14 protein-coding genes are annotated in these 16,851 nt (G+C 70.1%); 9 read left to right on the forward strand and 5 right to left on the reverse strand.

From position 1 onward, the window contains the following. Positions 1-28 precede the first annotated feature (28 nt). Positions 29-547 carry a GNAT family N-acetyltransferase gene (locus tag LE190_RS06860; RefSeq protein ID WP_225237980.1) on the forward strand — a complete coding sequence of 173 codons (519 nt, stop codon included), beginning with the start codon at positions 29-31 and terminating at the stop codon, positions 545-547. Here the strand turns inward: LE190_RS06860 and LE190_RS06865 are convergent. From LE190_RS06865 to LE190_RS06875, 3 genes are read right to left on the reverse strand one after another with little or no spacing between them, the layout of a single operon-like run. Beyond that, on the reverse strand, positions 541-1,029 hold the full coding sequence (locus tag LE190_RS06865; RefSeq protein WP_225237981.1) for a hypothetical protein: 489 nt from the start codon (positions 1,027-1,029) through the stop codon (positions 541-543). The genes LE190_RS06860 and LE190_RS06865 overlap by 7 nt on opposite strands. A 46-nt stretch (positions 1,030-1,075) precedes the next feature. Beyond that, the gene (locus tag LE190_RS06870) at positions 1,076-2,995 is read right to left on the reverse strand and encodes a putative bifunctional diguanylate cyclase/phosphodiesterase (protein WP_225237982.1); all 1,920 of its coding nucleotides are present in this window, start codon (positions 2,993-2,995) and stop codon (positions 1,076-1,078) included. Between the two features lie 10 nt (positions 2,996-3,005). Further along, a complete protein-coding gene (locus LE190_RS06875; protein ID WP_225237983.1) occupies positions 3,006-3,533 on the reverse strand; it encodes an ankyrin repeat domain-containing protein in 528 nt (175 codons plus the stop codon). A gap of 236 nt (positions 3,534-3,769) precedes the next feature. Between LE190_RS06875 and LE190_RS06880 the strand changes: the two genes are divergently transcribed. Beyond that, on the forward strand, positions 3,770-4,321 hold the full coding sequence (locus LE190_RS06880; RefSeq protein ID WP_225238071.1) for a DedA family protein: 552 nt from the start codon (positions 3,770-3,772) through the stop codon (positions 4,319-4,321). Here the strand turns inward: LE190_RS06880 and LE190_RS06885 are convergent. Further along, the gene (locus tag LE190_RS06885; RefSeq protein ID WP_225237984.1) at positions 4,318-5,304 is read right to left on the reverse strand and encodes a DMT family transporter; all 987 of its coding nucleotides are present in this window, start codon (positions 5,302-5,304) and stop codon (positions 4,318-4,320) included. The two genes, LE190_RS06880 and LE190_RS06885, sit on opposite strands and share 4 nt — an antisense overlap. A 123-nt stretch (positions 5,305-5,427) precedes the next feature. On the opposite strand from LE190_RS06885, the gene LE190_RS06890 reads away from it, so the two are divergent. The 7 genes from LE190_RS06890 to LE190_RS06920 all read left to right on the forward strand — a co-directional run bounded on the left by LE190_RS06890 (position 5,428) and on the right by LE190_RS06920 (position 14,077). Further along, positions 5,428-6,732 (forward strand): extracellular solute-binding protein, encoded by a 1,305-nt coding sequence (locus tag LE190_RS06890; protein ID WP_225237985.1) that lies wholly within the window; start codon positions 5,428-5,430, stop codon positions 6,730-6,732. 9 nt (positions 6,733-6,741) lie between these two features. Further along, positions 6,742-7,632 carry a carbohydrate ABC transporter permease gene (locus tag LE190_RS06895; RefSeq protein ID WP_225237986.1) on the forward strand — a complete coding sequence of 297 codons (891 nt, stop codon included), beginning with the start codon at positions 6,742-6,744 and terminating at the stop codon, positions 7,630-7,632. Then, complete coding sequence (locus LE190_RS06900; RefSeq protein WP_225237987.1) at positions 7,629-8,462, forward strand: carbohydrate ABC transporter permease; 834 nt, start codon at positions 7,629-7,631, stop codon at positions 8,460-8,462. The genes LE190_RS06895 and LE190_RS06900 overlap by 4 nt, the downstream gene beginning before the upstream one ends. An 11-nt stretch (positions 8,463-8,473) precedes the next feature. Continuing rightward, positions 8,474-9,619 carry an ABC transporter ATP-binding protein gene (locus LE190_RS06905; RefSeq protein WP_225237988.1) on the forward strand — a complete coding sequence of 382 codons (1,146 nt, stop codon included), beginning with the start codon at positions 8,474-8,476 and terminating at the stop codon, positions 9,617-9,619. A gap of 19 nt (positions 9,620-9,638) precedes the next feature. Further along, positions 9,639-10,604 (forward strand): glycoside hydrolase family 43 protein, encoded by a 966-nt coding sequence (locus tag LE190_RS06910; protein WP_225237989.1) that lies wholly within the window; start codon positions 9,639-9,641, stop codon positions 10,602-10,604. Positions 10,605-10,626: 22 nt separating this feature from the next. Next, positions 10,627-11,190, forward strand: a complete 564-nt coding sequence (locus LE190_RS06915; protein ID WP_225237990.1) for a hypothetical protein — start codon at positions 10,627-10,629, stop codon at positions 11,188-11,190. A 121-nt stretch (positions 11,191-11,311) separates the two neighbouring features. Beyond that, positions 11,312-14,077 (forward strand): hybrid sensor histidine kinase/response regulator, encoded by a 2,766-nt coding sequence (locus tag LE190_RS06920; RefSeq protein ID WP_225237991.1) that lies wholly within the window; start codon positions 11,312-11,314, stop codon positions 14,075-14,077. A gap of 7 nt (positions 14,078-14,084) precedes the next feature. Here LE190_RS06920 and LE190_RS06925 read toward each other — a convergent pair whose 3' ends face one another. Next, complete coding sequence (locus tag LE190_RS06925; protein WP_225237992.1) at positions 14,085-16,820, reverse strand: bifunctional diguanylate cyclase/phosphodiesterase; 2,736 nt, start codon at positions 16,818-16,820, stop codon at positions 14,085-14,087. Between the last annotated feature and the right edge of the window lie 31 nt (positions 16,821-16,851).

The raw sequence follows: 16,851 nt of genomic DNA on the forward strand, positions 1-16,851 counted from the left end.
CTTGTCTTGCGCTCTCCCGACGACGTTCATGCAGTCTCCAGACCCTTGCCACGTGCGCGCGCTGCGCCCCGCCGACCTCGACGCCGTGCTGGCGGTGCAGGCCGCCTGTTATCCGCCGGCGATGCAGGAAGCGGCCGGCGTGCTGCGGGCGCGCATCGCCGCGGCCGGCGCGACCTGCGTCGTGGCCGAGGACGAACACGGACTGTGCGGCTACCTGTTCGCCTATCCAAGCAGGCTGGGCACCGTGACGCCGCTTGGCGCGGCCTTCGATCCCGCTCCCGATGCCGATACGCTCTATGTGCACGACCTGGCGGTGGCGCCGCGCGCGCACGGCCGCGGCCTGGCGCGCCGGCTGGTCGCGCAGCTTCTGGAGCAGCCGGCCGGCTGGCGCTGGTCGGCGCTGGTCTCGGTGCAGGACAGCGAAGCGTTCTGGCGCGCGCTCGGCTATGCCACGGACACGGTGCACGACGCGGCGGCGCGCGCCGCCCTCGCCAGCTACCCGGCAGGCGCACGCTACATGCGGCGCGCCCTTGCCGGCACTTACTGAACCCGGCGCACCTTCGCCGAATTATTGGTCCCCTCGACCCTGAGGAACAGGGTGCCGAACAGGTTGCGCTCGATACGCACCTTCGGGTCGCGCATGCGCGGCAGTACCGCTTCGCTACCGTCGATCACGCGCCATACCTGGCCGTTGGCCAGGCGGATCTGCGCACCCGGTCCCCAGCCCTGGAACTCGCCGGGGATGGTGCTGGCGATCGCGTCCGGTTCGCGTTCGCGACGCTTGGCGGCTTCCAGGCCGAAGCTGGCCTCGTGGCTGGCAGCCGGCGCGGGCGCCATGGCCGGAGCAGGGGCCGGGGCTGCGGCAGCAGTCCGTGCAGCCGCGCCGCCGGAGCGGGCCGCGACCTGGATCGCGTCGTAGCAGGCCAGTCGCGCGCCGCCGTCGGGCAGGGCGCGGCAGGCCAGGATCGCCTGGTCGTCCGCCAGCGCGGCGCCGCATACCAGCAGCAGGGAGAGGGGCAGGGCTTTCATCGTCATCCTTCGCCTTTGTCATCGAAACAATTGAACTAGCGAAAGATTATATCGGCAAGCCAGGCGCCTGGGGCGTCTTGAGCGGGCCCGCGCCATTCGCCGCATACTGGCGGATGAAGTCGGCGCAATCGGCCGCGGCCAGTGGCCTGGAATAATAGAAGCCCTGGATCTGGTCGCACTCGGCCCTGCGCAGCGCCGCCACCTGGTCGGCGTTCTCGACCCCTTCGGCGATCACCGCCAGCTTCAGGCGATGCGCCATCGCCACGATGGCCTGCACGATGGCGGACGATTCGGCGCTGTGCGCCATGTCCTGCACAAAGGACTTGTCGATCTTGAGCTTGTCCAGCGGCAGCCGGCGCAGGTAGCTGAAGCTGGAAAAGCCGGTGCCGAAGTCGTCGATGCTGAGCATGACGCCCAGCGCGCCGAGGCCGCGCATCACCACCACGCTGCGCTCCGGATCGGCCATCGAGACGCTTTCCGTCAGTTCCAGTTCCAGCAGGCCCGGCGCAAGGCCGGATTCGGCCAGCAGTCCGCCCACCGTCTCGACCACTTCGCTTTGCAGGAACTGGCGCGCGGACAGGTTGACCGCGACCGGCGCCAGTGGCAGGCCCGCGTCGCGCCACGCGGCCAGCTGCGCCACCGCGCTGCGCAGCACCCATTCGCCGATCGGGACGATCATCCCGCTCTCCTCGGCGATCGGAATGAATTCATCGGGCGCGATCACGCCGTATTCCGGATGGCGCCAGCGCACCAGGGCCTCGAAGCCGGCCAGGGTGTCCGAGCGCAGCTCGACCTTGGGCTGGTATTCGACGAACAGCTCCTCCTGGGCGATGGCACGCCGCAGGTGGCTTTCCAGGGTCAGGCGGCGGCCCTGCTCGGTGCGCAGGTCGGGCGCATAGCGCACCATGGCGCCGCGGCCCTGGGCCTTCGCGTGGCGCAGCGCGGTGACGGCGTTGTTGAGCAGGGCATCGGCATCCATGCCGTCGCGCGGCAGCAGGGCGCTGCCGATGCAGCAGGTCAGGGCGATCTCGCCGCCGGGGGTGGGCACGGCGCGGTTGGTCGCGGCCATCAGGCGTTCCAGCGCCCGTTCCGGTGCCGGATCCTCGCCGTTCGCGTGCAGCAGCACCAGGAATTCGTCGCTGCCGGCGCGCGCCAGCAGGTCGCCTTCGCGCAACAAGGCCTGCAGGCTGGTGGCGATGGCCATCAGGATCTCGTCGCCGGCACGGTGCCCGAGCAGCTCGTTGAAATGCTTGAAGCGGTCGATATTGATGCAGGCCACCAGCGCCGGTGTGCGTCTGGCGCGCCAGTTGGCGATGCTGCGGCCGATCGCGCGCAGCATGGCCTGGCGGTTCGGCAATCCGGTCAGCAGGTCGTGCGCCACCAGCCAGGCCAGCTCGCCGCCCGGCGTGCCCCTGGTGTCGCCATCCGGGACGCTCAGGTCCTGCAGGCGCTCGCTCAGCGACTGCGCCGCCATTGCCAACTGGCGGTGGTAGACCAGCCCCTCCACCATGCGCGCCAGGTCGCGCAGCGCGTCGAGCTGACCCAGATCGAGACGGCGCGGGCGGCGGTCGATGATGCACAGGGTGCCGATCTTCTTGCGTTCCACCGAGTACAGCGGCACCCCGGCATAGAAGCGCAGGTGCGGTTCGCCGGTGACCAGCGGGTTGTCGGCGAAGCGCGGGTCGCGCGCGGCGTCGGGCACCACCAGCCCCTCGTCGGCCAGGATCGCGTGGGCGCAGAACGAGATGTCGCGCGGGGTTTCGGGGGTCTCCAATCCGGTGCGCGACTTGAACCACTGGCGGTCGCGGTCGACCAGCGAGACCAGCGCGATCGGCACGCCGAACAGGCGGGTGGCGGTGCGGGTGACGCGGTCGTAGCTTTCCTCCGGCGCGCTGCCGAGCAGGCGGGTCGCGTGCAGGGCCGCCAGGCGCTGCGCTTCATCGACGGGGAGGCGGGGCCGTTCCATGCCGTTCCGCTCAGGCCAGCCCGGCCAGCAGGGCGGCGGTATCCTGCGCCCCCATGCGGCGCGCCGCCTCCAGTGCGGACACGCCGTCCGCATCGCGCGTGCCCGGGTCGGCCCCGCGCGCCAGCAGCAAGCGGGCGATCTCGACCCGGTTGAACATGGCGGCGAACATCAGCGCGTCCTTGCCGCCCGGGCCGGCGGTGTCCGGTTGCGCGCCGTGCTCGAGCAGCAGGGCGGCCAGCGCCAGGTCGCCCTTGAAGGCCACGCCTGCGAGCGGGGTCTGGCCGGCGTCGTTCATCAGTTCCGGATCGGCGCCGTGGGCGAGCAGCACGCGCGCGGTAGCGTGGTGGCCGTGGTAGCAGGCCAGCATCAGCAGGCTGTCGCCGCGCTCGTTGCGCAGGTTCGGCGGCAGGCCCTGGTCCAGCAGGCCGGCCAGGTCCGCCGTGTCGCCGCTGCGCGCGTGCCGGAACACGCGGCGCACGAACGCCAGCGTGTCCTCGTCCAGGCTGTGTGCGTCGGGTGGCTGGCGGTCGGGCTGCATGGCGTCTCCATGGCGTGGCGGTGACCCATTAAAGCACAGGGGGCGGCGGCGGGGACGCACGCTTTCCACGGGGCCGACCGGCATGTGCTTGCTGATTAGCAATACATGGCCAAGCGGGCGCGAGTATTCTGGCCGGGATGCTATCGTCGGTCCCGACACCTTACCCAAACGTCAACATGTTCAAGTTCATCACCGACTTCCTGGATAGCACGCACTACCTTGGTGTGTTCCTCTTAATGGCGCTGGAAAATATTTTTCCGCCAATACCGTCCGAATTGATCATGCCTTTCGCCGGCTTCGTCGTCGCACGCGGCGACCTCAACCTGGCCGGGGTCCTTGCGGCCGGCACGGCCGGGTCGATCGCGGGCGCCATGCCCTGGTACTACGCGGCCCGCGTATATGGCAAGGAGCGCCTGAAGCGCTTCGCCGACCGCCATGCGCGCTGGATGACGGTGGGCGCGTCCGATATCGACAAGGCGATCGCGGCCTTCGACCGGCACGGCCGCTCGGTGGTGCTGTTCGGACGCCTGATCCCGGCAATCCGGACCCTGATTTCGGTGCCGGCCGGTCTTGCCTGCATGTCGCTCGGGCAGTTCCTGCTGTATTCGACGATCGGCTCGCTGGCCTGGACCGGGGTGCTCACCGGCGCCGGATTCATCCTTGAAAGTAACTACGAACAGGTCGGCAAGTACGTCGATCCGGTCTCGAAGGCGATCTTCGGCATCCTGCTGGCCTGGTACATCTACCGGGTGATCACGCACCGCCCGGCCAAGTCCGACGCCGCCTAGGCCTGGGAGCGCGCGGGGGCCGCCGCCAGGTCGGCGCCCGCGGCCGGCGCCTGGCGCGCTTCCCGTCCGGGGGCATGCGCGCGCACCGACCACGTCACGCCCGCCACCAGCAGCGCCACCGCCGCCAGTTCCAGCGGGCGCGGACCGAAGCCACGGTGCAGGAAACCGTACAGCAGTGCGAACAGGGTCTCGAACAGGATCAGCTGGCCGGACAGCGTGACCGGCACCCGGCGGCTGGCCACGTTCCACAGGCCGTTGCCGATCACCGAGGCGCCCAAGGCCAGCAGGGCATTGCAGGTCCAGAACAGGGCCAGGTCGCGCGCCGGCCCGGCCGCGCCGTCGGCCAGCGGCCAGGCCCAAGCCAGTAATCCGAGCGGGAGTGCCACCACGCCGGTGGCCAGCCCGTACAGGGCCGACCACTGGGTACTGGAAAACTGCGGATTGCGCTTCAGGTAGCGCGCATTGTCGAGTGCATACCAGCTCCAGCACAGCAGGGCACCGGCGGCGCAGGCCAGTCCGAAGGCGATCTCGCCGGCGGACCGCGACGGGCCCGCGTGCAGGAAGCTGTCGACATTGATGCAGGCGATGCCGGCGCCCACCAGCAGCAACGGCAGCGCCAGGCGCCGCAGCGGCGCCGCGCCATGGTCCTTGCGCCCCAGCAGGGTGACCAGCACCGGCAGCATGCCGACGATCAGCGAGGTCGGGGCCACCCCGGCGTACTTCACGCCGGTGGCAAGCAGCATGTAATAGACCAGGTTGCCGGCCAGCGCATGACGCAGCAAGGCCAGGTAGTCGGGACCGGCGAGGCTGGCCAGCAGGGATTTCAGGCGCGGCAGCAGCAGGACGAAGGCCATCGCGCCATAGGCCAGGTAGCGCCCCACCGCCAATTCCAGCGCCGAAAATCCGGCCAGCAGTTCAGGCACCACGAATACCAGGCCCCATACCGCACCTGCCAGCAAGCCGCACAACACACCGATCCACATACCGCCACCCAGCCCAGCACGAGCAAAACGGTGATTGTACCGCGCCCACAAAAATGCCATCAGGACACGCCGGCGCAGAAATGTTTGCTATATTAGCAAGCATCACCGACCCAGGAGACAGGCTTGTTCCCTTTTATGCTCCGCCTTGCCGGTCCGGCCGCAACGCTGGCCGCGGCCCTGCTGTGCACGGCCCCGCGCGCGTGCGCGCAGACCGAGCTGCGCATGTGGACATTGCTGGGCGGTGGCGACGGCGCCCGCATGGCCGCCCTGGTCGAACGTTTCAATGCCAGCCAGCGTGAGGTGCGGGTGACCAGCACCACCCTGGCATGGGGAGAACCTTTCTATACCAAGCTGATCACGTCATCCGTGGTCGGCGCCGGTCCGGACCTGGCCATCGTCCACCTGTCGCGCCTGCCCAACCTGGCCGGCGGCGGCGTGCTGCGCCCGATCGCCGCTGCGGAACTGCGCACTGCCGGGCTGGCGCCGGGCGACTTCTATCCGCGCCAGTGGCAGAAGTCCCTGTACGCGGGGCGCAACTACGCGGTGCCGCTCGACCTGCATCCATTGGTCCTGTACTACAACAAGGCCCTGGCTGGGCGGGCCGGCCTGCTCGACGCGGACGGGGCGCTCAAGCCGCTCGTGGGCATCGACGCCCTCGGCGACGCCTTCCGCGCCGTGCGCCAGGCCACCGGCCGGCCCGGACTGACGATGGAGAGCAGCCAGAGTTCGTACGCCGTGTGGCGCCTGTGGGTCTCGATGCTGGCCCAGCGCAACGCCCCTCTGATCCGGGACGGGCGCTTCGCCTATGGCGCCGCCGGGGCCGATTCGCTGGCGCGGGTGGCGCGCTGGTTCCAGCTTGGCTATGCCCAGCCGGGACTGGACTACGCCGCTTCCACCGGCCAGTTCATGGGCGGCCAGGCCGGTTTCATGATCAACGGCGCATGGGAAGTGCCGGAACTGGTACGCGCGAGCCGGCGCGGCACGCTCGGCTTCGACTACGGCATCGTCCCGCTGCCGCGCATGTACGGCAACGACAGCGTGTGGGGCGATTCGCATGCCTTCGCGCTTCCCGCGAACGCGGGAAAGCCGCTGCCGCCACATAAGCTGCGGGCGGCGCTGCGCTTTGTCGCCTTCGTCAGCCGGAATGCCGACGCCTGGGCCGAGGGCGGGCACCTGCCGGCCTACCGGCCGGTCGCGGAATCCCCCGCCGTGCGCGCCTTGATGCCGAACCGGCTGTATGCCGGGGCGGCGCGCAGCGTGGTCTACGACCCGGACGGCTGGTATATGGGCGCCGCCGGGCCGCTCGAGGCGATGGCCTCGAAATACCTGCCGGCGGCCCTGTCCTCGCAGCTGACGCCGGCGCAGGCGCTGCGCCTGTTCGACACCGAGGCCGCGCGCATCCTCGCCCGGCGCGCGCCGCGCTACTAGGAGCCCCGCATGCTTGATTTCCAGACTGGTCCCGGTACGGCAAGGCGCGGCGAAGGCTTGTCGGCCGCGCTACTGCTGGCGCCGTTCGTGCTCGCCTTCGTGCTGTTCTTCCTGCTGCCGGCGCTCGCAACCTTCCACATGAGCCTGACGGAGAGCAGCCTGACCCGCACCGGCGCCCTCGTCGGCATCGACAATTACCTGGCGCTGGCCGAGGATCCATCGTTCTGGGCGGCGCTTGGCAACACCTTCTACTTCGCCCTGCTGACGGTGCTGCCGCTGGCGGCGCTCGGATTGCTGATGGCCCTGCTGGTGCACCGCTTCACGCGCGCCGCGGGCTGGCTGCAGGGCGCCTTCTTCCTGCCCTACCTGCTGCCGATCTCGGTGATGACCCTGATCGCCGGATGGATGCTGCAGCCTTCCTCCGGCGTCGTCAACCACCTGCTGGGCATCCAGCGCGCGTGGCTGGCGGACCTGACCTGGGCCATGCCTTCGGTGGCGATCGCCACCATCTGGTGGACGGTGGGTTTCAACATGCTGATCTTCCTGGCCGGGCTGCGCAACATTCCGCGTGAACTGTACGAGGCGGCGGCGCTGGACGGGGCGCGCGGCTTCGCCCTGTTCCGCCACATTACCTGGCCAGCCCTGCGTCCGGTCGCCGGCATGGCCCTGGTGTTGCAGCTGATCGCCTCGATGAAGATCTTCGGCCAGACCTACCTCCTGACCGCGGGCGGACCCTTCAACACCACGCGCGTGACCCTGCATTACATGGTCGAGACGGCCTTTACCCAGAGCGATGCCGGCTATGCCGCCGCGATCGCGATGGCGTTCATGGCGATCGTGGCGGCGCTGTCGCTGGCCCAGGCCGGGCTGATGCGCTGGCTGGGCAGGAGGCAGGCATGACGCGCCGTGCGGGCAGCGCCTGGACCGCCATCGGCGCGCTGGCCGCTCTGCTGCTGGCGGCACTATGGGTCGCGCCCCTGGTGTGGGCGCTCGGCACGGCCCTGCGGCCCGAGCACGAGACCGTGTCCGCCGTGTTCCACTGGCTGCCGCGCGACTGGACCGTGGATGCCTTCGTGCAGGTGCTGGGCGCCGGCAGCGTGGGACGCTGGCTGTTCAACAGCGCGCTGGTGGCCCTCCTGGTGACGGTGTTGACCATGGCGCTGTCCCTGATGGCCGCGTACGCCTTTTCCCAGTTGCGTTTCCGTGGCCGGAGGCTGGCGTTCGGACTGGCCATGCTGGCTTTCCTGCTGCCCTTCGAGGCGCTGCTGGTACCCCTGTTCCGGATGATGAACGGGCTCGGCCTGGTCGACAGCTATGCCGGTATCGTGCTGCCCCAGGTGGTGGCGCCGGTGGCGATCTACGTCTTCAAGCGCTTCTTCGACGCGGTGCCGGCCGAGTTCCGCGAAGCGGCCGTGATGGACGGCGCGGGGCCGCTGCGCATCCTGTGGAGCGTCTACCTGCCGCTGTCAGGCAATATCGTGTGGGCGATGGCCATCGTCAGCTTCATCGGCGCCTGGAACAACTTCTTGTGGCCTTACATCATCGTCACCTCGACCGACATGATGACCATCCCGCTCGGCCTGACCCAGGTCCAGGACGCGTTTGGCGTGCGCTATGCGCGCATGATGGCGGCGGCGCTGGTGGGCGCGCTGCCGGTGGCGCTGGCCTATGTACTGTTCCAGCGCCGGGTGACGCGCGGCTTCCTCGCCGCCACCGGCCTGAAGGGATAAACGGAGAGTTCATGGCATCTGTACGCCTGCAAGGCATGACCAAGTGGTACGGGGACCAGCCGGTCCTCCAGGACATCGAGCTCGAGATCGCGGACGGCGAATTCGTGGTGCTGGTGGGACCGTCCGGCTGCGGCAAGTCGACCCTGCTGCGCATCCTCGCCGGGCTCGAGGACGCCGATGCCGGCCTCGTGGAAATCGGCGGCCAGCCGTGCAACGGGGTCGAGCCGGCACGGCGCGGTATCGCCATGGTGTTCCAGAACTATGCGCTGTATCCGCACATGACGGTGGCCGGCAACATGGGCTTCGCCCTGCGCCTGGCCGGGGTGCCGCGCGCCGAGATCGCGCAGCGGGTCAAGCGCGCCGCCGCGGCGCTGCAGATCGGCCACCTGCTCGCGCGCCGCCCGGCGGAGCTGTCCGGCGGCCAGCGCCAGCGGGTGGCGATCGGGCGCGCCATCGTGCGCCAGCCCGAGGTCTTCCTGTTCGACGAGCCGTTGTCGAACCTGGACACCGCCCTGCGCGGCCAGACCCGGGTCGAGCTGGCACGCCTGCACCGCGAACTGGGCGCCACCATGCTCTACGTGACCCACGACCAGGTCGAGGCCATGACCCTGGGCCAGAAGATCGTGGTGCTCAATGGCGGCCGTGTCGAGCAGGCCGGCACCCCGCTGGAACTCTACGAGCGGCCGGTGAACCGCTTCGTGGCCGGCTTTCTCGGTGCGCAGCGCATGAACTTCCTTCCCGGAATGCTGGCCGGGGAGGAGGGCGCGACCACCCATGTGCGCCTGCCCGGCGGCGCGGTGGTGCAGGTGGCGGCCGACGCGACCCGCGCCGCGCCGGGCGCCCCGGTGAGCCTGGGCATCCGGCCGGAACACCTGCGTCTCGCGGCGGATGCCAGGACCGTGGATGGCGGCGCCACGGTCGCCGCCACGGTATCCCTGGTCGAATACCTGGGCGAGGCCAGCATCGTCCATGTGCAGGTGGACGGGGTGCCGGAAATGCTGGCGCTGAAGTGCCGCGCCGGCGCCGGCTGGCCGGAACCCGGCGCGCGGGTGGCGCTCGACTTCGACCCGGCCCACGGCCACCTGTTCGACGCGGAAGGCCTGGCGCTGCCACGCGTGCTCCCGGACGGGGGAGCCGGCGCTCCCGGTGTACAGTAGCGGCGACGAGGGAGGCCCCATGCTCAATACCTACTGCAACCCGGTCTATCCGGAGATCATGGCCGATCCCTTCGTGCTGCGGCACGAGGGACGCTACTACGCCTATGGCACTGCGCCCGCGGGTCCGGGTGGCGGCCGTTTCCCGGTGCTGGTGTCGAACGACCTGGTCGACTGGCACCGCGCCGGATACGCCATGGCCGCCCCGGGCGCCGACGAATTCTGGGCGCCGGAAGTGGCCCATGCCGATGGCCGGTTCTGGCTGTACTACTCGCGCGGCGACAGCCAGGGCCACGGCCACCGGCTGCGGGTGGCCGTGGCCGACCATCCGGCCGGGCCTTTCAGCGACTGCGATACCCTGCTGGTGCCGGACCAGCCCTTCTCGATCGACGCCCACCCGTTCCGCGACCATGATGGCCAGTGGTACCTGTACTACTGCGTGGATTTCCTGGAGCTGGAGGACGAGCACCGGATCGGGACCGGCATCGTGGTCGACCGCATGCTGGCGATGGACCGGCTGGCCGGGCAGCCACGCACGGTGGCGCGCCCGCATGCCGACTGGCAGCTGTTCAAGAAAGGGCGCGCCATGTACGACGCGGTCTACGACTGGCACACGGTGGAAGGCGCTTCGGTGCTGGTGCATGGTGGCCGCTATTACTGCTTCTACAGCGGCGGCGCGTGGGAACAGGAGAACTACGGCGTGAGCTGGGTGGTGGCCGAACACCCGCTCGGACCGTTCACGCGGCCCGAAGGCAGCGAGCACGCGCTCCTGATGCGCACCCGGCCCGGCAACGTGATCGGGCCCGGCCATAATTCCTTCACCACCTCGCCCGACGGCAGCCAGGACTGGATCGTGTACCACGCCTGGGACCCGGCCATGACGGGCCGGCGCATGTGCATCGACCGCCTGACATGGGATGGCGGCCGCCCGTCGACGGCGGGGCCGAGCTTCACGCGCCAGCCGGCACCGGCCGGGCTGCTGTTCTAGGCCGGCCATGCGGGGCAATGCGATGTCCACCACGGTGCCGAGGCTCCTGCGCAGCGCGCTGCTGGCCTGTGCCGCCCTCGCGGGCGCGGCCTGCACGCTGAACGCGGCCAGGCCGCTGCCCGCCGGCGGCCGGCCTGCGGCGGACCGCGCCGTGATCGTGTACGGGGTACAGGTCGCGGGCCACTGGCCCCATGCGGGCTATGCCGTGCAGGTCGCCCACTACGACCCCGGGCGCCAGAACATCACGGGGGACTGCTGGCGCTTCACCCGCACCGAGGGACGCGTCGCTCCGGAGCCCGGCGCGGTCGCCTACTTCGCCTTCGACGTGCCGCCCGGCCATTATGTGTACAGTCCCTTCAACGGCGCCCCGCTGGCCGGCCCGGTGATCGCCTTCGCAGCCCCGGCCGGACGCAGCGTGTACATCGGCCACTTCACCTACGGGATGGACGGCCAGGTCTCGCTGGACCGTGCGCTGGGGCCGGCGCGGGATGGCATTCGCCGCGCGCTCCCCGGCCTGGACGAAGGGCTGGCACTGGCGCAGGCGAGTCCCGCGGCGCGGCCGCGCCCCTTCCTGTGCACACCCTGAAGTGCGCTACGCGGCCGGCGCCAGGCGTGCATATTGACGAAATCGCTTCTTTTCCTTTCTGTTACCTGTATCACTTCGCATTTATAATCGTGAATTAAGGAAAACGCCGGAAGGAAGCACCATGAACGACAGGAGTGGCAGCGCCCAGCGACTGGCGGACGACGCCGCCGCGATCCTGGAGGGCATGTCGGACGGCTTCTTTTCGGTCGACAGCGCGTGGAAGTTCGTTTATCTGAACGGGCGCGCCGAAGGCCTGCTCGGTGCCTCACGCGCCGCGCTCGTCGGCAAGACGCTGTGGGAAGCCTTTCCGGCGCTGGCCGGTACCGCGTTCGAGGAAGTCTACCGCAAGGCCATGCGCGAACATGGCGCTGCCGAGCTGACCGCCTACTATTCGGATCACCGCAGGTGGTACGAGGTGCGGATCGCTCCCGCCGCGGCCGGCCTGTCGTTCTATTTCCGGGATGTCAGCGCGCAGGTCGCGACGCAGCAGGCACTGCGCGAGAGCGAGCGCGATTTCCGCCTGATGGCGGACTCGGTCCCGCAGATCATCTGGATCGTCATGGCCTCCGGCGAGGCGGTCTACTTCAACCGCCAGTGGGAGGACTACACCGGGGTGCCCATCGTCTCGTCCACGCCGGCCGAGGTCGCCAACGATTTCGTCCATCCCGACGACCTGGGCCCGACGATGGCGGCGTGGGCGGAGGCATACGCACAGCAGCGTGGTTTCCACGTGCAGCACCGGATCCGGTCGCGCACCGGCAGCTACCGCTGGTTCCTGGTGCGCGCCGAGCCGGTCATGGACGCGGCTGGCGCCATCGTGCGCTGGTTCGGCACCTCGACCGACATCCACGAGGAAAAGATGGTCAAGCTGGCGCTCGAGGCGGCCGAGCGGCGCCATGCCTTCCAGCAGGCGCTCGCGGACCGCATCCGTCCGCTGCTCGACCCGGAGGAAGTCGCCGCCGCGGCCTGCGCCATGCTTGGCCAGTACCTAGGCGCCGGGCGCGTGGTGTACGGCGAAGCGGACGATGGCGGCATGCAGCTCGACATGAAACCCGACTGGACCGACGGCAGCCTGGCGTCGATGGGCGGCCGCCGCCTGCGGCTCGAGGACTTCGGCATGGCGGTGTCCGATATCCTGCGCGCCGGCCACAAGCTCGTGATCGACGACGTGCTGCGGGTCGATGCGGCCCAGCCGCACCTGCCGAACTACATGGAGGCCGGGATCCGGGCGGTGCTGGCGGTCCCGCTGGTCAAGGAAGGGCGGATGCGCGCCGTGCTCAGCGTGCATGACGGCGCGCCCCGGGCCTGGAGCGCCGAGCAGGTCGCGATGGCGGAAGACATGGTGGACCGCACCTGGTTCGCCGTCGAGAGCGCGCGGGCGCAGGCCGAACTGCGCGCCGAGCGCGACCAGAGCCGGCAGATCTTCGACAGCATGACGGAAGGATTTGCCCTGCTCGACAGCGACTGGACGGTCCTGCAGGTCAACGAGATCGGCGCCCAGCTGGCGCGCACGCCGCGCGCCGCGCTGCTCGGGCAGGAGCTGTGGACGGCCATTCCGCAGCTGCTGGGCAGCGAGGTCGAACGGCTCTACCGGCGGGTGCAGGCGCAAGCCCTGCCGGCGACCCTCGAATACGCGCAGGCGCTGCCGGCAGGCGGCACCGCCTGGCTCGAGCTGCGCGCCTACCCGCTGCCGGGCGGTCGCCTGGCGATCTTCTTCCGCGACATCGGCGAACGCAAGGCGGCCGAAGGCCAGCTGCGCGAGGCGGACCGCCGCAAGGACGATTTCCTGGCCATGCTGGCCCACGAGCTGCGCAATCCGCTGGCGCCGATTGGCGCGGCGGCGCATCTGCTGCGCGTCGGGCGGCTCGACCCGGACCGCGTGCGCCACACCAGCCAGATCATCGGGCGCCAGGTCGACCACATGACCCACCTGGTCAATGACCTGCTGGACGTATCGCGGGTCACACGCGGCCTGGTCGAGCTGGAAAGCGCGCCGCTCGACCTGCGCGATGTGCTGGCCGACGCCGCCGAGCAGGTGGCGCCGCTGGTCCAGGCCCGGCGCCACCTGCTGCGTGCCGAGATCGCGCCGGAAGGCGCCATGGTCGTGGGCGACAAGAAGCGCCTGGTGCAGGTGTTCGCCAATATCCTCAACAACGCGGCCAAGTACACGCCGGAGGGTGGCAGCATCACGCTGTCGCTGCTGGCGCAGGCGGACAGCGTGTGCGTCGACGTCGCCGACAACGGCATCGGCATGGCGCCGCAACTGGTGAGCCACGTGTTCGAACTGTTCGCGCAGGCCGAACGCAGCTCCGACCGCTCAGCGGGCGGCCTGGGACTGGGCCTGGCGCTGGTGCGCAGCCTGGTCGAGCTGCACGGCGGCACGGTTAGCTGCCATAGCGCCGGTCCAGGGCTCGGCAGCCGCTTCTCGGTCCGCCTGCCGCGGCTGGCCGCTGCCGCGGCCGATGCCGGCCCGGACGCAGCGGCACCGGCCATGGCCGCGGGAGGGCAGGGGCTGCGCGTGCTGGTGGTGGACGACAATACCGATGCCGCGGACATGCTGGGCATGGTGCTGGAAGGCCTGGGCCACCAGGTGGCGGTGGAATACGGCTCGCACGCGGCGCTGGCGCGCGTGCGGACTGCGTCGGCGCCGCCCCAGGTCTGCCTGCTCGACATCGGCCTGCCCGACATCGACGGCAACGAACTCGCGCGCCGCCTGCATTCGCGACCGGAAACGGCGGACGCGGTCCTGGTCGCGGTGACCGGCTATGGCCAGGAGAGCGACCGCCAGGCGCTTGACCCGGCCTTCGCGCACCACCTGGTCAAGCCGGCGGACATCGGGCGCCTGGCCGCGATCCTGGACGGGGTCGCCCGCGCCGCGCGCTCCTGACGCGGCCTCAGGCGCCGGACCCGGACGGCGCTGCCAGCAGGGCCTCGAGCTTGTCCAGGGCCATCGGCCGCGCCAGGTAGTAGCCTTGCGCCTGGTCGCAGCGCGCCGCGCGCAGGAAATCGAGCACGTCGCCGGTTTCGACCCCTTCCGCCACCACCGCCATGCCCAGCGCATGGGCCAGGTCGACGAAGGCTTTCACGAAGTCGAAGGTGGAACCGTTGCCGTCGTCCTGCAGCACGAACGAGCGGTCGAGTTTCAGCACGTCGATCGGGAAGCGGCGCAGGTAGGCCAGGCCCGAGTAGCCGGTGCCGAAGTCGTCCACCGCCAGCCGGATGCCGAGCAGTTTCAATTCGCGCAGCATCGAGGCGGTGCGCTCGATGTCCTCGATCAGGGCACTCTCGGTCAGCTCCAGTTCCAGGCAGCCGGGCGGCAGGCCGGTGCGCGCCAGCACCGCGCGCACCTCGTCGGCGAAGCCGGCCTGGGCCAGCTGGCGCGCCGACACGTTCACCGACACGACCATCGAGTGCCCGTGCTCGTCCATCAGGCGGCGGGTGCGGGCGCAGGCTTCTTCCATGACCCAGCGCCCGATCTCGACAATCAGTCCGGTCTCTTCGGCGATGCCGATGAACTGCTGCGGCGAGACCTGGCCGCGCTGCGGATGATTCCAGCGGATCAGCGCCTCCACGCCGAACAGGCGCATCCCGTCCAGGGCGTAGCGCGGCTGGTAGTGCAGCTCGAACTCGCCGCGCGCCAGCGCCGGGCGCAGCGAGACCTCGAGCGCCATCCGTTCCTGGGTCGCCACCGTCATCGCCGGCTCGAACAGGCGGTAGCGGTTGCGGCCGGCATCCTTGGCGCGGTACATCGCGGTGTCGGCGGTCTGGAACAGCAGCTCGCGGGTCTGGGCGTCCTGCGGGTACATGCTGATGCCGATCGAGGCGCCCACGATCACGTCGCTGCCGCCGACCTTGATCGGGGCGGTCAGGACGTCGAGCAGCTTGTCGGCGATGCGGGCGGCGGCCGGCTGGCCACTGGCACAATGGGCGGCCACCACGAATTCGTCGCCGCCCAGGCGCGCGATGATGTCGGTCGGGCGGATCACCCGGCGCAGGCGCGCCGCCACCTCGCACAGCAGCGCGTCGCCCATCTCGTGGCCGAAGGAGTCGTTGACTTCCTTGAAGCGGTCGAGGTCGAGGAACATGACGGCGACACTGTTGCCGGGCGGGCAGGCGTCCAGCATCTGCTGCACCCGCTCGCCGAGCAGGGCGCGGTTGGGCAGCCCGGTCAGGGTATCGTGGGTGGCCAGTTCGTGCAGCCGGCTCTCGGCCGCCTTGCGGCCCGTGATGTCGGTCATCAGCCCGGTCAGGGCCAGCGGTTGGCCGTCGGCGTCGCGCTTGATGCTGGCGTTGAGCAGCACATGGATGTGGTGGCCATGGCGGTGGCGCAAAACCGCCTCGGCGCCCTGCAGCACGGTAGCGACCTCGCCTGGTCCATGCGTGCCGATTTCCGGCGCCAGCGGCGACGACACGAACAGGTCGTCCAGGCGCAGCGCCAGCAGCATCGCACGCGGGTAGCCCGACAGCGCGCACAGGGCCGGGTTCACGTCCTGCAGCACGCCTTCGCGGTCGGCGAGCAGGTAACCGGCCGGCGTCATCTCGATCACTTCGCGCAAGCGCTGCTCGCTCGCGCGCAACTGCTGTTCGGCGCGCTCGCGTTCGCTGACGTCGCGGATCACGGCGAGGAAGAATTCCTCGCCCTCGTCGTCGAAGCGCGAGACCTGCACCTCGGCCGGGAAGGTCGTGCCGTCCTTGCAGCGCTTGAGCAGTCGCAGGAGCTGGGCCTGGCCGGCGCGCAGGCCGTCCAGCAGCGCCTGCGTCTCGGGATAGCCGAAGTTGATATCGGCCGCCTGCATGCCTGCGAACTCCTCGCGGCTGTAGCCGAAGCGGGCGCAGGCCTGGTCGTTGACCGACACGATGCGTAGCGCCTCGTCGACGATCATGATGCTGTCGCCCGCCTGGTTGAGCAGTTTGCGGAAGCGCTGCTCGCTCTTGCGCAGGGCCTGCTCCGCGGCGCGCTTGGCGGTGACCTCGTGGAAGTACACCGACAGCCCATCGTCGTTCGGGTAGATGCGGGTCTCGACCCACACCTGGCGCGGCTCCCACAGCGTCTCGAAGGTATCCGCTTCGCGCGTTTCCATCGCCCGCCGGTAGCGCGGCAGCGCGGTTGATTGCAGCAGGTCGGGCACGAGCTCCATCAGCGGGCGGCCGATCGCGGCGGCCGCGTCGATGCCGACGAAGTCGCCCGCCTTCTGGTTGGCATAGGTCAGGCGCCAGTCGCCATCGACCGCGAAGAAGGCGTCGCCGATGCTTGCCAGCATGCTGTTGAGCGCCATCTCGGAGCGCACCAGGGCCTGGCGCGCGCGCTGGCGCTCGGTGGCATCGCGCGCGCTCAGGAAGATGCGCTGATGCGCGGCCGACCAGCGCACCGCCGCCGCCATCAGGATCACCTGGCCATCGCGGCGCCGTACCTGCATCGGAAAATCGGGACGCTCCGGGTGGCCGTTCTGCAGGCTGGCCTGGACCTCGAGCGCCTCGGCGTGCTGTTCGCGCGGAAGCAGGGCGGTGTAATGCTGGCCGAGCAGCTCGCCCGGCGCATAGCCGAGCAGGACCTGCGCGGCGCCGTTCGCGCGCAAGATCACGCCGTCGGGACCGAGCACGAGCATCAGGTCGAGGGCGTTGTCGATCATCGCCGCGTTTTCTTCGGCGAGCGCTGCGGAT

The sequence above is a fragment of the Massilia hydrophila genome (genome assembly GCF_020208145.1).
In the GTDB taxonomy this organism is placed as follows: domain Bacteria; phylum Pseudomonadota; class Gammaproteobacteria; order Burkholderiales; family Burkholderiaceae_D; genus Telluria; species Telluria hydrophila.

Coding starts and splice junctions, on each gene's coding strand:
- LE190_RS06885 (WP_225237984.1), bottom strand. CDS start 5,304: ATGTGGATCGGTGTGTTGTGCGGCTTGCTGGCAGGTGCGGTATGGGGC.
- LE190_RS06920 (WP_225237991.1), top strand. CDS start 11,312: ATGAACGACAGGAGTGGCAGCGCCCAGCGACTGGCGGACGACGCCGCC.
- LE190_RS06870 (WP_225237982.1), bottom strand. CDS start 2,995: ATGGAACGGCCCCGCCTCCCCGTCGATGAAGCGCAGCGCCTGGCGGCC.
- LE190_RS06895 (WP_225237986.1), top strand. CDS start 6,742: ATGCTTGATTTCCAGACTGGTCCCGGTACGGCAAGGCGCGGCGAAGGC.
- LE190_RS06875 (WP_225237983.1), bottom strand. CDS start 3,533: ATGCAGCCCGACCGCCAGCCACCCGACGCACACAGCCTGGACGAGGAC.
- LE190_RS06860 (WP_225237980.1), top strand. CDS start 29: ATGCAGTCTCCAGACCCTTGCCACGTGCGCGCGCTGCGCCCCGCCGAC.
- LE190_RS06910 (WP_225237989.1), top strand. CDS start 9,639: ATGCTCAATACCTACTGCAACCCGGTCTATCCGGAGATCATGGCCGAT.
- LE190_RS06900 (WP_225237987.1), top strand. CDS start 7,629: ATGACGCGCCGTGCGGGCAGCGCCTGGACCGCCATCGGCGCGCTGGCC.
- LE190_RS06925 (WP_225237992.1), bottom strand. CDS start 16,820: ATGATCGACAACGCCCTCGACCTGATGCTCGTGCTCGGTCCCGACGGC.
- LE190_RS06915 (WP_225237990.1), top strand. CDS start 10,627: ATGTCCACCACGGTGCCGAGGCTCCTGCGCAGCGCGCTGCTGGCCTGT.
- LE190_RS06905 (WP_225237988.1), top strand. CDS start 8,474: ATGGCATCTGTACGCCTGCAAGGCATGACCAAGTGGTACGGGGACCAG.
- LE190_RS06880 (WP_225238071.1), top strand. CDS start 3,770: ATGGCGCTGGAAAATATTTTTCCGCCAATACCGTCCGAATTGATCATG.
- LE190_RS06865 (WP_225237981.1), bottom strand. CDS start 1,029: ATGAAAGCCCTGCCCCTCTCCCTGCTGCTGGTATGCGGCGCCGCGCTG.